This is a genomic window from Terriglobia bacterium (assembly GCA_020073085.1).
Classification (GTDB): domain Bacteria; phylum Acidobacteriota; class Terriglobia; order JAIQFV01; family JAIQFV01; genus JAIQFV01.
Genome location: JAIQFV010000003.1, coordinates 113,090 through 127,611, shown reverse-complemented (window position 1 = coordinate 127,611; position 14,522 = coordinate 113,090). Strand labels below are relative to the sequence as shown.

At 55.7% G+C, this 14,522-nt stretch carries 11 protein-coding genes and 1 tRNA gene; 5 read left to right on the top strand and 7 right to left on the bottom strand.

All coding sequences use genetic code 11. The features are described from left to right. The first annotated feature begins 784 nt into the window (after window positions 1-784). From LAO21_04865 to LAO21_04845, 5 genes are all read left to right on the top strand, one after another. The gene (locus tag LAO21_04865; protein MBZ5552029.1) at window positions 785-1,966 is read left to right on the top strand and encodes an ABC transporter substrate-binding protein; all 1,182 of its coding nucleotides are present in this window, start codon (window positions 785-787) and stop codon (window positions 1,964-1,966) included. A 108-nt stretch (window positions 1,967-2,074) separates the two neighbouring features. Then, a complete protein-coding gene (locus tag LAO21_04860) occupies window positions 2,075-2,950 on the top strand; it encodes a branched-chain amino acid ABC transporter permease (protein ID MBZ5552028.1) in 876 nt (291 codons plus the stop codon). Between the two features lie 12 nt (window positions 2,951-2,962). Beyond that, complete coding sequence (locus tag LAO21_04855; GenBank protein MBZ5552027.1) at window positions 2,963-3,967, top strand: branched-chain amino acid ABC transporter permease; 1,005 nt, start codon at window positions 2,963-2,965, stop codon at window positions 3,965-3,967. A gap of 9 nt (window positions 3,968-3,976) precedes the next feature. Continuing rightward, the gene (locus tag LAO21_04850; GenBank protein MBZ5552026.1) at window positions 3,977-4,696 is read left to right on the top strand and encodes an ABC transporter ATP-binding protein; all 720 of its coding nucleotides are present in this window, start codon (window positions 3,977-3,979) and stop codon (window positions 4,694-4,696) included. Continuing rightward, window positions 4,689-5,393, top strand: coding sequence for an ABC transporter ATP-binding protein (locus LAO21_04845; protein ID MBZ5552025.1), 705 nt, complete (start codon window positions 4,689-4,691; stop codon window positions 5,391-5,393). Before LAO21_04850 ends, LAO21_04845 begins: the two co-directional genes overlap by 8 nt. 204 nt (window positions 5,394-5,597) lie before the next feature. Here LAO21_04845 and LAO21_04840 read toward each other — a convergent pair whose 3' ends face one another. From LAO21_04840 to LAO21_04810, 7 genes are all read right to left on the bottom strand, one after another. Further along, on the bottom strand, window positions 5,598-6,779 hold the full coding sequence (locus tag LAO21_04840; GenBank protein ID MBZ5552024.1) for a response regulator: 1,182 nt from the start codon (window positions 6,777-6,779) through the stop codon (window positions 5,598-5,600). 232 nt (window positions 6,780-7,011) lie between these two features. Further along, window positions 7,012-8,202, bottom strand: a complete 1,191-nt coding sequence (locus LAO21_04835; protein ID MBZ5552023.1) for a response regulator — start codon at window positions 8,200-8,202, stop codon at window positions 7,012-7,014. 23 nt (window positions 8,203-8,225) lie between these two features. Further along, entirely contained in the window at window positions 8,226-11,018 is a 2,793-nt protein-coding gene (locus LAO21_04830; protein ID MBZ5552022.1) for a PAS domain S-box protein, read from the bottom strand. 752 nt (window positions 11,019-11,770) lie between these two features. Continuing rightward, window positions 11,771-11,855 (bottom strand) — tRNA-Leu (locus LAO21_04825). A gap of 86 nt (window positions 11,856-11,941) precedes the next feature. Further along, entirely contained in the window at window positions 11,942-12,406 is a 465-nt protein-coding gene (gene secG / locus LAO21_04820) for a preprotein translocase subunit SecG (GenBank protein MBZ5552021.1), read from the bottom strand. Between the two features lie 35 nt (window positions 12,407-12,441). Then, the gene (gene tpiA / locus LAO21_04815) at window positions 12,442-13,191 is read right to left on the bottom strand and encodes a triose-phosphate isomerase (GenBank protein MBZ5552020.1); all 750 of its coding nucleotides are present in this window, start codon (window positions 13,189-13,191) and stop codon (window positions 12,442-12,444) included. Window positions 13,192-13,273: 82 nt separating this feature from the next. Continuing rightward, window positions 13,274-14,461, bottom strand: coding sequence for a phosphoglycerate kinase (locus LAO21_04810; GenBank protein MBZ5552019.1), 1,188 nt, complete (start codon window positions 14,459-14,461; stop codon window positions 13,274-13,276). Between the last annotated feature and the right edge of the window lie 61 nt (window positions 14,462-14,522).

Below are 14,522 nucleotides of genomic sequence, written 5' to 3'. Positions count from 1 at the left end.
TGGAACGATTTAAGATCGCGGTGATGTTGATCTGCCACTCGGTTGACTTCCGGAATCTATAAAGAGAAGCAGAGTTTGGAGCTCTGCTCGTAGTTAATTGAATTCGCCAATGGGTCGGAAGATTCAATCCATCAATCGACTTAAAGCCGTCGAATTTTTCTTGGAGCCGCTCGGAATTAAGACGAGGAAGCCCGGAGATATCAGCATCGACATACTCGGTATAAACATGCTGATACGTCCCCGGATCAAAATAGAGTAAATTCGGACAAGGCGCTCGCACCCGATATGGATGTATTTCGGCGTCTCAACACCCTCCCTTTTCAGTACCTATTGTGAATGAAACAATAGTGACAATCAAGGCCTCGAACTGACTAGCCTTGAGTTTCGGGTTATCCCGTCAGACTTGACACAGCGAGATCGGGTTCATATCCAGCTGCCGCCTCACTTAAGAGGATAACGTTCCCGTTGGAACAGAACCAAGAGAATGTTATGATTCGCCCGCTTCGATTCGAAAGAGAATCTGTTACTCATCGGAGATGTCGCTCTGGGGGGCAGGATCCTAAGAGTGCGCGAGATCGCCAGCCCAATGATCCCATTGGCAAGCTCGGGCGTGCGATTTTTTCGTCAGGCGAGTCACCATGCCTTTTTTCAGCGATCCCCACTGAGCAAAATGCTCCCCGAGGCTACTAAAGCCCAAGCATCACGAAATCCTCGCCGGGAGTGAACGGCCGGAACGCGATACCCGCAAATTGGAGGAGAAATGACCATTAGACCCGCCCAGAAGATGTTAGTGTTTCTCACAGCAGTCACCCTTTCGGTCTGCGCCACTGCCGTCAATGTCCCTTCCCAAACGATTAAAGTCGGAGTGGTTCTCCCCTTGACCGGCAGCGAAGCCGCCTTTGGGGAGATTGAGAGGAACTCATTCCAACTGGCCCTCGATGAGATCAACGGGAAAGGCGGAATCAAAGGGAAGAAGATTGAACTCATCTTTGAGGATGACACGGGAAAGCCCGACGTGGGTCGCTCGGCCGTGGAAAAGCTGATCTCCCAGGACAAGGTTTCCGTGCTGACCGGAGGATATTCCAGTGCCGTCAGTATCGGTGTTACTGCCCTGGCCCAGCAGAAAAATGTCCCTTTCCTGGTGACAACTGGTTCGGCCGATGAGATCACGGAGAAGGGTTACAGTTATGTGTTTCGAATCAACCCCCCCGCCAGTGAGTATCCGGAGGCCGTCACCTCCTTTCTCCAAGAAGTGGCGAAACCCAAGACCGCGGTCATTCTCTATGAGAACACCAGCTTTGGACAGTCGAGTTCCAAGTCGTTCGAAGGCAATCTTAAGAATCTGGGCATCCAGGTTCTGCTCAAGGAGGCATACAACGCCAACGCGGTGGATTTTAAGCCCATTCTGACGCGAGTCAAGTCGATGAACCCGGAATTGATCTACATGGTTTCCTACGTGATGGACGCTGCCCTGCTGATGCGCCAGTCCAAGGAACTCGACATCAATCCCAAACTCTTTGTCGGCGGTGGCGCCGGATTTACGCTGCCGGAATTCCGGGAGAACGCCCAGGCGTCGGCTGACTTTGTTTATTCGGCCACGTTGTGGTCGGAGGCCGTCCCCTACCCCGGGGCCATGGATTACTACAAGAAATATAATGCACGTTTTAAATCGATCACGGAATATCACGGTACCGAGGCTTATGCCTGTCTCTATGTGATTGCCGATGCCCTGCAGCGCGCCCGCAGCATCAGCCCCAGCGACATCCGGGATGCCCTGGCCGCCACCGACACGAAGACGGCCTTCGGTCCCGTCAAATTTGTCTCCTATGGCAAAAAGACGCAACAAAACCGGCTGCCCACTTTTATGGTGCAATGGCAAAAGGGAAAACTGGAGACCGTGTGGCCTCGAAACGTCGCGACGAAGGGGTATGTTTTCCCAACCCCGCCCTGGCGGGATCGCAAGTAGGCTGTGCGCTCTGATTTCCGGAATTGAGGGATTCGCCTCCCGAGTAACCTGATTGGGTTGCGCGGTGATTGTGCACACTATCCTGTCGTCACCCAGAAGGAGCGAGGGATGGATGTTTTCTGGCAAACGCTGGTTGCCGGTGTACTCAAAGGAGGATTGTATGCCCTGATCGGGATTGGAATGACCCTCATCATGGGGGTCATGGGGATCATCAATCTGGCCCAGGGGCAGTTGATGATGGTGTCCATGTACATTACCTATGTGCTTTTCTCAGTCCTCCGGATCGACCCTTACCTCTCGCTCGCGATCGCCATGCCCGCGCTTTTTTTGCTGGGAGTCCTGATTCAGAAGTATTTCTTGAACCCCCTCCTGAAGGTCGACACGATCCTGCCGCACAATCAGGTATTAATGACCGTAGGGATCGGTATGGTCCTGACCGAAGTCATTCGCTTCATTTTCAAGTCCGATTACCGGTCGGTGAGCACCACCTACTCCAACAAGACTTTTTTCCTGGGACACATCTCCTTTAGCGTGGCGCTCACGATCGCCTTTGGGATCGCAGTGATTTTTACCCTCGGGATGTTCCTTTTTCTAATGAAAACGGATCTCGGCCGGTCGATCCGGGCGACGGCGCAGGACAAGGAGGCGGCCACCCTGATGGGGGTCAACACCGGACGAATCACAGTCATCACGTTCGGCTTGGGCTCGGCACTCGCTGCTTGCGCCGGCACCCTGCTGGCGCCGGTCTTTTATGTTTTTCCGGACATCGGCGGGCCCTTTACATCGAAGGCCTTCGTGATCACCATTCTCGGGGGTTTGGGTTCGACAGTGGGCGCGATCTTGGGGGGGCTCACGCTGGGGATCGCAGAGAGCCTGGGCTCCACGTATCTCGGAATGGATTATGAAAACATTATCGGCATGGTCATTTTTGTGGGTGTTTTGGTCTTTCTCCCGAGTGGCTTCAAGCGATTGACGAAGATTTAAAGAATCACCCCGATGAAAAGAAACCTTTACCCGCTGATTTTCCTGCTGGCCCTGATCGTACTCCCGCTCCTGTTGCGGCAGGAATACTACCAACATCTGATCATCCTCTTCATGATGTGGGTCATCATTGGTTCCGCCTGGAACCTCCTCGCCGGCTACACCGGACGGGTTTCATTTGGTCACGCCGCCTTCTTTGGGAGCGGGGCGTATGCCGCGGGACTGCTCACATACCATTACGCCATCTCTCCCTGGTGGGGGATGGTCACCGGCGGCCTGCTGGCGACAGCGGTGGCCTTCCCGTTCGGATGGATCACCTTTCGACTCCGTGGGGCCTATTTCGCCCTGGCCACCCTGGCCCTGAATGAGGTTTTGAAAGATGCTGCCAAGATCGCCGAGCCCGTGACCAATGGAATGGTCGGGATCCTGATTATGCCGACCTTTTCCTCGAAGTTGCCCTACTACTACATCATCCTGTTCATGATGGTCCTGACGGTTCTCTGCATGCGTTTCACCGTCCATTCAAAACTGGGGTATTGCTTTGTCTCGATTCGAGAAGACCAGGATGCGGCAGAGAGCATGGGAATCAACACCACCCGTTACAAGATGATCTCGCTTTGCATCGGGACGTTTTGGACCGGATTGGCGGGGGCCTTCTATATGAACTACATGGGGTTCATCGACCCCTCGGTCGTATTCTCTCTTCAAGACCTCTCCATCGCCGCCGTGCTCGTGGGGATTGTCGGCGGGGTGGGGACCATTTATGGCCCGGCCGTGGGGGCCTTCGTTATGATCGCGGTACAGGAGTTCTTCAGGTCCGGCTTCTTCGGCCTGTTCAAGTACTTCGCCGACAGGACGGGGTCGAGCGCATTTACCACCCTTTCTGAGTTTGTGAAGTCTGCTCACACCCTCGGATTTGGATTGCTGGTCATTCTTGTAATTCTACTTCTCCCGAACGGGATCGTCGGGGACTGGGCGAAGATCAAGAGAAGCGTTCTTCGGATCAAACCCGAAAACTGAGGCGCCGGCGTGTCTTTTTTCAGGGCTGAAAAACTCGTCAAATACTTCGGCGGTCTGGCTGCGGTAAATAATGTCAGTTTCGAAGTCCGCCAGGGTGAAATCTTCGGGCTGATCGGGCCGAATGGTTCCGGGAAGACGACAACGTTCAACCTGATTACCCGCTTCCACCGCCTCAACTCCGGCCGAGTGATCTTCAAGGGCCAGGAAATTCACCATTTGCCGACTTATCAAATCTGCAGGTTGGGGATTGGGAGAACGTTCCAGGTGGTGAAGCCGCTCGGCCGCATGACCGTCCTCGACAACGTCATTGCGGCTGCGTTCGCCCGGGTCAACACGGTGGGCGAGGCCCGGCAACTGGCGCTCGAAACCATCGACTTTTGCGGCCTTGTACCCGTGCAAAACCTGTTGGCCAAATCGCTCCCGATTGCCTGGCGCAAACGACTGGAGATCACGCGGGCCATGGCTACCCGCCCGTCGCTTCTTCTCTTGGACGAAACCTCAGCCGGCTTGAACCCTACCGAATTGCTCCAGGCCATCGACCTCATCAAGAAGATCCGCGACCATGGCACGACCATCATCATTATTGAGCACATCATGCATGTCATCATGTCCATCTCTGACCGCATTCATGCCATTAATTTCGGCCAGACGATCGCTGAAGGAACCCCGCAAGAGGTCGCCCAAAACAAGGCCGTGATCGAGGCCTACCTGGGAACTGACTATGCTTAAGGTGGAGGGCGTTGACGTCTACTATGGCGACCTCCAGGTTCTCTGGGAGGTGTCCTTCGAGGTCCGCGAGAAAGAGATCGTGGTCCTGGTGGGGGCCAACGGCGCCGGCAAATCCACTACCCTGAAGACGATCTCGGGCCTGTTAAGACCCAGGAAGGGCACCATCGAATTTGACGGGCTACGATTGGACCAAACACCCGCCGACCGCATCATCGGAAGCGGGGTGGTGCACGTGCCCGAAGCGAGGCGCTTATTCGTGGAAATGTCGGTTGAAGAGAACCTGATCATGGGTTCGTTGTCTCCCGCCGCCAAGGTCCAGCGCAAGGAAAGGCTCAATTGGGTGTACAGTTTATTCCCGCGGCTCCTGGAACGGCGCAAACAGCCTGCGGGGACTCTCTCCGGCGGGGAGCAGCAGATGTGTGCCATCGGCAGGGGGCTGATGGGACTGCCCAAGGTCCTGATGTTCGACGAACCATCGTTGGGACTTGCGCCTATCCTGGTTCAAAACGTTTTTGAGATCATCCAGCGCATCAACAAAGAGGGGGTCACAATCCTTCTCGTGGAGCAGAACGTGCGGCAAACGCTTACTTTTTGCGACCGGGCCTATGTCCTGGAGAACGGCCGTGTCGTTCTTCAAGGGGCAGGGGGGGAACTCATGACCAACCGTTATGTCAAGGAGGCATACCTCGGGCTTTAGATTCTCGATTCCTGAATCTGAGCAGATTGAGTTTGACTCGTAGTGACGATGCACCTGAAGTCAGAACTCGGAAGTCAGAAGTCAGAAGGGAGACGGGCACTCCGGGGCCAGCTGTTCGGACGGGGCGGTATCAATCTGACCTTCTCTTTCCGAGACCCGGAGCAGGCCTCCTGATGTCATTCGAAGGTGATCTATTGACCCTGATCAACGCGACTTGATTTGGACGATGAAGGTGAGGGCTTTGACTGCCAGCTCACTGAGCAGGTAAGGTTTGGCAATCAGATCGGTTCCACCGCTCAAATTGGATTGGGCTCGGCTTTGAAAATCCGATAGAACGGTCACGAAGATTACCGGGGTTTCTCGGTTGGTGGGCATGGTGCGCAGTTCCTGGCACAGCTCGAATCCGGTAATGCCAGGCATATCCACATCCAGGAAGATCAGGTCAAAGTGGTTCTCGGTGAGAAGCTTCAAGGCCACCTCAGAATCCTCCACGCTGACGGCCTTCAAACGGGCCTTGGAGAGCGCCGTACATAGGGTGCGCCGGGAAATGGGCTCGTCATCCACCGCCAGAATTAGGGTCGAGGACGGAAACTCGAGTTGAGAATGAGGAACCTCCCCCAATAGCCGCACCAGACAATCGACCGTGTTCGCTATCGTTCCCAGCGTCGAGAACGTGATCTCTCTCGGTTTTTCGCGGAGCTCCTGAAGCATGACTTCAAAGGCGCTCGCCAGATGGGAGATCCGCTGAAATCCGGTCATCCCGGCGTAGCCAGCCAGGAAGTGAACATGCCGCGAAAGGTCCTCGAGAAGGGTCGTGCGGGCGGTGTCGGCGGCCTTAAGGACAGCCTGTAATCGATCCTGCAAATCTGCCTGGATTTGCGGGGATCGTTCCATGAATTGTCGTCGGATCTCCGAAGGAAGGGCCGTGTCAATATCCAAGGGGTGGGCCGGGGCAACCCCTTGGACCGCCGCAGCAGCAGATGTGGCATCTGAGGCCTGCGCGACCGTCGCCGTCAAGGAGGGGGTCAACAGCTCGTTAATAATATCCAGGATCACCTTGGGAGAGGAGTTCAACTTGGAGACGCATTGATTGGCGCCGGCCTCCAGGGCCTCTCGAAACATATCCCCATCGTATCCGTTGGAAACCACCACGATCGGTAGCGACGTCAACTCCGGTTCCATCCGGATCCTCCGGATGATTTCCAGTCCCGTAATCTTCGGCAGGATCAGATCCAGTTGGACCAAATCAGGTTTGAAGGCATTTAACTTCTTCAGTCCTTCTTCCCCATCCAGGGCAACATCCACAAGGTATCCTGCAAGCTCAATCTTATTGCTGTAGATGGCAGCGATGACCAGGTCGTCCTCAATGATCAGAACCTTTTTCATGGGTTACCCTCGGACATTGAATTGGAAATTCTGTCGCGTCATCGAAGAACGCATCGCAGAATCACTGCACCTCATGACGGTACCGAAAGAAGCTTGTCGCCTGAAGGCCGCGGCGAATCGGTCGCCCACCCTGCCTGGAGGTCACGGCATCGGCGTAAGCACCCAGCGCTTCGGCGCACCGCTTGATTGCACCCGGTAAACCCAACGAATTGCGCTCCTCCGGCCCTCCCCTCTAGCTTTGCACAATGAAGGTCAAGGCCTTGACAGCGAGTTCAGCCAGGAGAAAGGGTTTGGCAATGAGATCGTCGCCCCCGCTGGACTTCGACTGGAGGCGCCCTTCAAAATCTGACAAGACGGTCACAAAGACCACCGGCGTTTCCTTGTGCTTCGGCATCCCGCGCAGTTCCTTGCACAATTCGAATCCGCTCATCCCCGGCATTTGCACATCGAGAAAGATCAGATCAAAGGAATTCTCGGCGAGGAGCTTCAGTGCCAGCTCCGGGCCTTCCACGGTGACCGCCTTTATATTGACTCGGGCGAGGGCAGACGAGATGGCCCAGCGGGAGGTTGGATCGTCATCAACGGCCAGGATCAGCCCCGAAGGAACCAATTCGCCCTGAGCGTTGTGTGCCTCCTTGAGCAGCATCACCAGGCAATCCACCGCCTGAGCGACCGTACACAAAGTCGAAGGGGTGACTTCATTCGGCTCGTGGCAAAGCTCCTGGAGCATGACTTCGAAGGCATCGGCCAAATGGGCGATCCGATGAAAACCGGTCATTCCCGCGTAGTTCGCCAGAAAGTGGACGGGTCGGGAGAGTTGATCTAAAAGCGGTCCACGCGCGGACTCGGTCGGACACTTCCGGATGGCCTGCAACCGCTGAAGCAAGTCGGTCTGAATTTGCGGCGAGCGGCGGATAAACTGCTGCCTGATTTCCGAGGGAAGGGTCGTCTCCAGATCCAGCATTTGTGCTGCAAAGGTGTCTTGAGAGGTCTCGGCGGCTGACGCTGCGGCGGCCCGCTCCCCTTGTTCCTGAAGGAGCTCCGAAGCGGACTCCTCGAGACCCAGAAGTTGGTCGATGCTGTCGAGCACGACATCAGGTGAGGAGTTCAACTTTGAAATGCACCGGTTGGCGCCAGCTTCCCAGGCCACTCGGAACATATCGATGTCATAGCCGTTCGCCAACACGATAATCGGCATCGTTTTCCACTCGGGGCGGCTGCGAATCTGCTTGATGATCTCGAGCCCGTTCACCTTGGGCAGCATAAGGTCCAACTGAACGAGGTCAGGCTTGAAGATGTTTAGCTTTTTCAACCCCTCCTCCCCATCCACCGCGACTTCAACCAAGTATCCCGCAAGCTCGATCTTGTTGCGGTATATGGCAGAAATGATATGGTCGTCCTCAATGATTAAAATTTTCTTCATAATTCCTTCTCAGACTACTGGATTCAAATTTCTCGAACATAACTGGTGAGCGCAGTGCGGAGTCGTTCCAGTTCCTGGCGGGCTTGGGAGAGCCAAAGCCCGGCATCGGACAATTGTTCATCCCGTCCCTGTTGCTCCAGAACTTTCAAGGGCGTCACGATTGATTTCATCCCGCAAGTCAAACTCGATCCGACCAGCTTATGGGCCAGACGATTCACCTCATGGGCGGAGCTGGTCTTGACGGCTGCCTCCAGACCGGTAATGATTTCCTCCGACTGAACGAGATAGAGGTCGACCAACTCACGCACCCGCACCGGATCGCTGCCGCATACTTCCTGAAGCCGTCTCAAGTCGAAGGGCGGCGGAAGGGGCGTTGCAGCGGGGGACGAAGGACCTGGCGCCGATTCAAGCTGGGCAGGTGGGGCCGCTTGAATGTCGGCGGGTTGTGAAAGCGCGCAGTTCTCCAACATCTTCCGCAGTTCCTCCAGCCGCACCGGTTTACTGAGGTAGTTGTCCATCCCCGCCGAAAGACATTTCTCGCGGTCACCGACCATGGCATGGGCCGTCATCGCAATGATATACAGTGGTTTCTTTTGCTGGCTCTGTTCGTGGAGCCGGACCTGGCGCGTGGCTTCGTAGCCGTCCATTTCGGGCATCTGGCAGTCCATCAGGATGGCGTCGTACGGAATACGCCGGATGGCCTCCTGCACTTCCAGACCATTGGCGACCGCATCGGCGCTGTAACCCAGCTTGCGCAATTGTCCCATCGTCACCTTTTGGTTGAGCAAATTATCTTCAGCCACAAGGATACGCATTTTTCGCAAGGGACGAGGTTCTGAAGCTGGATTGGCGGGATGTTCCTTCCCGCTCTCCGTCGCGGCGGCAGGATGCGCTTGCTTCTCCAGGCGGACGGTAAACCAAAATGTCGAGCCCTCGCCCACGGAACTTTTCACACCAATCTGACCTTCCATCATCTCAACCAGTTGTTTGGAGACCGCCAGCCCCAGCCCGGTGCCCCCGTACTTTCGCGTCGTCGAGCTGTCGGCTTGACTGAATGCCTTGAACAACCGGGCCTGCGTTTCGGGCGCAATGCCGATGCCGGTGTCCTCCACTTCAATGCGGAGGGTTACATGGGTCGGGGTCTCGGCTTCGTTGGCCACGCGGACCGTGACTTTACCTTGCTCCGTGAATTTGACGGCATTACTCACGAGATTCGTGAGGATCTGACGCAAACGCCCGGGGTCCCCCCGCAATTGGGTCGGAACATCCGGGACGACAATCCCGGCCAACTGGAGTTTCTTGGTCCGGGCCGCTTTGCCGACCAGGGTCAGCGTATCTTCGACCACTTCATTCAAATCCAAATCCAGGATCTCAAACGTGAGTTTTCTGGCGTCGATTTTCGAGAAGTCCAGGATATCATTGATCAACGCCAGCATCGATTCACCGCAGGTGCGGAGCGTTTCGGCATATTCTCTCTGTTGCAGGGTCAGTTCCGTATCGAGGAGCAAATTCGTCATCCCAATGACCCCGTTCATGGGGGTGCGAATCTCATGGCTCATGTTGGCCAGAAATTGGCTGCGCGCCCGAGTGGCGGCTTCAGCAGCCTCCTTGGCGACTCGCAGTTCCTCTTCAGCACGGATCCGCTCCGTCATATCCCGCCCGATGGCCTCAATGGCAGCCGGGTTTCCGTCGGTTCCCCGCACCAGGCGAATATTTTCTTCCACGAGGATATCGGAGCCGTCCTTGCGCTTGAAACGCATGCGATAGTTGCGGACAAATCCGGAGTTTCCGAGCGCCCTCGCAAGTCTCTCCCGTTCTCTGGGAACTGCCCCGGCAGCCTGGCCGAGGTCTTTGCCAAGCAATTCCTGCTCACTTTCGTATCCCAGCATCTTGACGGCGCTGGGATTGGCAAGAGTGATCGCCCCGCTCACGGAGGCGACAAGAACATAGTCCTGCATGTTCTCGATAATGTTTCGGAACTTTTCTTCACTCTCACGCAGTGCATCCTCCATGCGTTTACGTTCGGTGACGTCACTCATGAAGGCCAGGGTTGCCGGCCCCTCCGCAAGCTGAACTCGAGTTGCCGCCAGATGCATGGGGAATTGCGAGCCGTCCCTTCGCAGGCCAATTGTTTCCTCTTCATGGGGGACGGGCATTCCCAGGGCGTGACGCCGCATTCGATTCGCAATCTTGTCTCGACATTGGGGCGCAAATACATCCAACACCGGCTGGTCGCGGAGTTCCCTCTCATCCTGAAACCCGAACAGGAGTCGAAAACTTGCGTTTGCATAGAAAATCTTTTCCCATCGGGCCACGCTGATGGCAACGGGGGCGTTTTCGATGAGAGATCGGAACCGCGCCTCGCTCACCCGCAGCGCTTCTTCCATCCGCTTCCGTTCCGTGATTTCATTGACCACGCCAATGAAGTAAAGCGGCTTGCGATGATCATCCCGGATGACTGAGACGGCCGCATCCACCCAGATACAGCAATTCTCTTTGGTGATGAATTGCTTTTCCATCCGGTACTGATCGCGCTCGTCCTGCAAAAGCTCTGCGATGAGACTACATTCCGTTTCAACATAATCCGGGTGGGTCAGTTGCGCAACGTTCATCCCGAGCAACTCCTGGCCTGAATAACCGACCAGCTCCTGGAAGGCTTTGTTGGCGTAGAGGAGGTTACCCTCCCGATCGCCAAAGGAGATGCCCGTATTGCTGCTTTCAAAAATCCCCCGAAAGCGGGCTTCGCTTTCTCTCAAGGCGCTATTGAGATTCTTGAGTCTCGCGGCGTGCCCGTCTTGATCCCCCGTCATGGTCATAATAGATCTCTCCGTTTCCTGCATCTAGCAGACCACCTCCTTGCAGGTATGGAGCGGTACTGCGTCCTTCCCCTTGACCGCGATAAATCGGCCCGAGCTGCAGGTCACATGAGACCCCTTGCCCGCCAAGCCATGAAGGGGGGCGCGAATTCGATGTAACAAATTAAACGGCAAATCACAATTACAGGTTTTCAATCGATTACCTTTCAATACACACTTAGTAATTAGAGGCCTCGCCCAAGCTTGGGCCGATCGACCGGCGTCACCAATCTCAAGGGGTCATAACCAGATATTGCAGAGGCACTGTTTATTCCTGGAGCATCTCCACTATCAAGGGGGTACCCTTGATTAGAATTCAATCCAGAACCCCGGTCTGCCGCAGTTCCTCGGCCTCAACGTCAGCGGGAGGGATCGCTGGTGGGATACACCTTGGCACTCTCCAAGACCTCCTTCAACTAACATATCGCCCTATTCTTACAGAGCTTTAGGATTTTCTTTGGCAGAAGGGGGGGGCTGCCGGTCTGTAAACTCGTGGGCAGCGGTGGTTCCCTTTCGGTCTTGGCTCCTGATCGGCCTAAATGCAGACCGCGAGGTCCAGACATCTAAGGAAGGATAAATGGGGGCGTGAAGTGAATTCAAGGAAGAGCGCCAGCTTCTTCCTTGTTTGCCCACGAGGCGTAGTCAAATAAAAAAAGCCACCGGGATTGAGTGGCTTCAAAAAGAAACATTTATTCGTCCGAGGAGATTGAAAATGGTGCGGAAGGTGGGACTTGAACCCACATGCCTCACGGCGCCACCCCCTCAAGATGGTGCGTCTGCCAATTCCGCCACTTCCGCGTTTGAGTCCTGCCCAAGATCAATTTGGGTTAAATACTGCATCCCCGGTCAGTCAACTTCACAAAGGCACGGCAGTGCCTCTAGGACTACTTTTTCACCGGGGCTGCCGGTGCCGGCTTCTGAGGCGCCGATTTACTGGGTTGAGGAGACCCTGCTTTCCCTTGATTGGCTGGCGCGCTCGGTGATGCTCCACTGGTCTGTCCGCCGGGTGTTCCCTGTTGGGGCTGGGGCGTCGCGGGGGCCGGGGAAACCGGGGGTGAAACGGGCAGCGCTTGTTGCGGGACTGGTGTGCTCCCCCCCTCCAAAACGGACCCGGTCGTCCGCTTCGACGCCATAATCGCCAGCGTAACTGAAGTAATCATGAAGACGATGGCCGAAATGGTCGTAATCTTAGAAAGAAGTGTGGCAGCACCCCGAGGTCCGAAGGCGGTCTGGCTGCCTCCACCACCAAATGCGCCCGCCAGGTCGGCGCTCTTACCGCTCTGAAGCAACACAACGAGAATCATGATGACCGAAGCCAGGATGTGAATTGTCGTAAAAACTGCAACCATGAAAACGCCTTTCTCTTGAATTGTTCGATCCCGGCCTAAAAATTCACGATGGCCGCAAACGAATCAGCCTTCAAACTCGCCCCGCCGACCAGGGCGCCATCGATATCGGGCTGTGCCATCAAGCCCTTGATGTTATCGGGCTTAACGCTCCCCCCGTACAGAATCCGCATTGCTGAAGAGCTGGCGGGAGAAAACATCCTTCCGATCGTATCGCGTACAAACCGGTGGGTCTCGGCCGCCAACTCCGGGGTGGCCGTGCGCCCGGTGCCGATCGCCCAGACGGGCTCGTAAGCAACAATAATATGGGAAAGCTGGAGCTCTGTCAACGAGTTGAGGCCTTTCGTCAATTGCTCGCCCACGACTCGTTCCGTTTGTTTCTGCTCTCGCTCCGCCAGCGATTCGCCGATGCAAACAATCGGGATCAGGGAAGCACGAAGGGCAGCAAAGATCTTCTTGTTGACCGTCTCATTGGTCTCTCCAAAAAACTGCCGCCGCTCCGAATGCCCAATGACAACATGGCTCGCCCCTGCTTCAACGATCATTTCACAAGACACTTCACCTGTAAAGGCTCCTTCTTTTTCCCAGTGGCAATTCTGTGCTGCCACTCGAACATTGCTCCCTTTCACCCGTCGGGCAACGGACCACAATGAGGGGAAAGGGGGCGCCACCACGACTTCGCAGTGCGCCGAACCTTTGACCAGGGGAAGGAGTGCATCGACAAAGGCAACCGATTCTTCCACGGTTTTGAACATCTTCCAGTTGCCGGCAATGACGGGCTTTCGCATGACTATAAGGGCCTCTTTTCAAGGATTGACCGATGACTTTCAAACATATGCATAAATATAATAAAGGACGACTCGACCCTTTTCACCTCGTCTCGAGGGCTGCAACGCCAGGCAGCTCAATCCCCGACAAAAACTCCAGGGAAGCCCCGCCTCCCGTAGAGATGTGCGTTATCCGGTCGGCGACACCCGAGCGCTTGACGGCAGAGACGGAATCGCCGCCTCCGATTACGGTAATTCCCCGGCAATCCGCCAGCGAATGCGCGATGTCCATTGTTCCTCGAGCGAAAGGAGTCTTTTCGAAGATACCCATCGGTCCATTCCAGAAAACGGTTTTTGCCCCCCGTATCTTTTCCCGAAACTTCTCAACGGTCCTGGGGCCGATATCAACCCCCATCCAATCCGCCGGGGTCTCATTCACACTGGTGATTTTTGTCTCCGCCAATTCATCGAGCCGGCTTGCCACGAGATGGTCCACCGGGAGCAGGAACTCAACATGCTTACTTGCCGCCACGTCGAGGAGTTCTTTGGCCAGAGCTGCCTTGTCGGACTCCACCAGGGACTTTCCAACCTCCACACCCTTGGCCAGGAAAAAGGTGTATGCCATGGCGCCGCCGATCAGGAGCGCATCCACGCGGCCGAGAAGATTCCTGATGACCTCAATCTTGTCCGAAACCTTGGCTCCTCCCAGGATGGCCACAAAGGGTTTCTCCGGATTGGAGACCAGCTTCCCCAGATACTCCAGTTCGCGCTCCATCAGGAATCCAGCCGCTGCTTCGCGGCAAAAGGGGACCATTCCCACCGTTGAGGCATGAGCGCGATGGGCCGTGCCGAATGCATCGTTGACATAAACCTCACAAAGCCGCGCCAGCCGCTCGGCATACTGGGGATCATTGGCTTCCTCTTCCTTGTGGAATCGCAAGTTTTCAAGCAGACAGACTTCCCCTGCCTTGAGCTGTTGCACCGCGGATTCCACCTCGTCTCCAACGGACTCCTTCGCAAATCGAGCATTGGCTCCCAGCAACTCATTGAGGCGTGTCGCCACCGGCCGCAAAGAATACTTGGGATTCACCGTTCCTTTGGGGCGACCCAGATGGGAGGCGAGAACCACCTTCGCTCCCTGGTCCCGCGCGAACTGAACCGTTGGCAGCGAAGCCCGTATCCGCGTGTCGTCCGCCACAGCCAGCTTCTCGTCCAGAGGAACATTGAAGTCGACCCGTATGAAAACCCGCTTCCCTTTCAGATCAACATTTCGAATCGATTTGATCGACATAGAATGACGTCCTGGGCGATAAATAAGCTTGTGAGCGAGTGCAAGGCAAGACCAAACTGTC

What these genes read in the sequence shown, in the direction of transcription:
- LAO21_04865 (MBZ5552029.1), top strand. Translation starts at nt 785, where the DNA reads ATGTTAGTGTTTCTCACAGCAGTCACCCTTTCGGTCTGCGCCACTGCC.
- LAO21_04860 (MBZ5552028.1), top strand. Translation starts at nt 2,075, where the DNA reads ATGGATGTTTTCTGGCAAACGCTGGTTGCCGGTGTACTCAAAGGAGGA.
- LAO21_04855 (MBZ5552027.1), top strand. Translation starts at nt 2,963, where the DNA reads ATGAAAAGAAACCTTTACCCGCTGATTTTCCTGCTGGCCCTGATCGTA.
- LAO21_04845 (MBZ5552025.1), top strand. Translation starts at nt 4,689, where the DNA reads ATGCTTAAGGTGGAGGGCGTTGACGTCTACTATGGCGACCTCCAGGTT.
- LAO21_04840 (MBZ5552024.1), bottom strand. Translation starts at nt 6,779, where the DNA reads ATGAAAAAGGTTCTGATCATTGAGGACGACCTGGTCATCGCTGCCATC.
- LAO21_04835 (MBZ5552023.1), bottom strand. Translation starts at nt 8,202, where the DNA reads ATGAAGAAAATTTTAATCATTGAGGACGACCATATCATTTCTGCCATA.
- LAO21_04830 (MBZ5552022.1), bottom strand. Translation starts at nt 11,018, where the DNA reads ATGACCATGACGGGGGATCAAGACGGGCACGCCGCGAGACTCAAGAAT.
- secG (MBZ5552021.1), bottom strand. Translation starts at nt 12,406, where the DNA reads ATGGTTGCAGTTTTTACGACAATTCACATCCTGGCTTCGGTCATCATG.
- tpiA (MBZ5552020.1), bottom strand. Translation starts at nt 13,191, where the DNA reads ATGCGAAAGCCCGTCATTGCCGGCAACTGGAAGATGTTCAAAACCGTG.
- LAO21_04810 (MBZ5552019.1), bottom strand. Translation starts at nt 14,461, where the DNA reads ATGTCGATCAAATCGATTCGAAATGTTGATCTGAAAGGGAAGCGGGTT.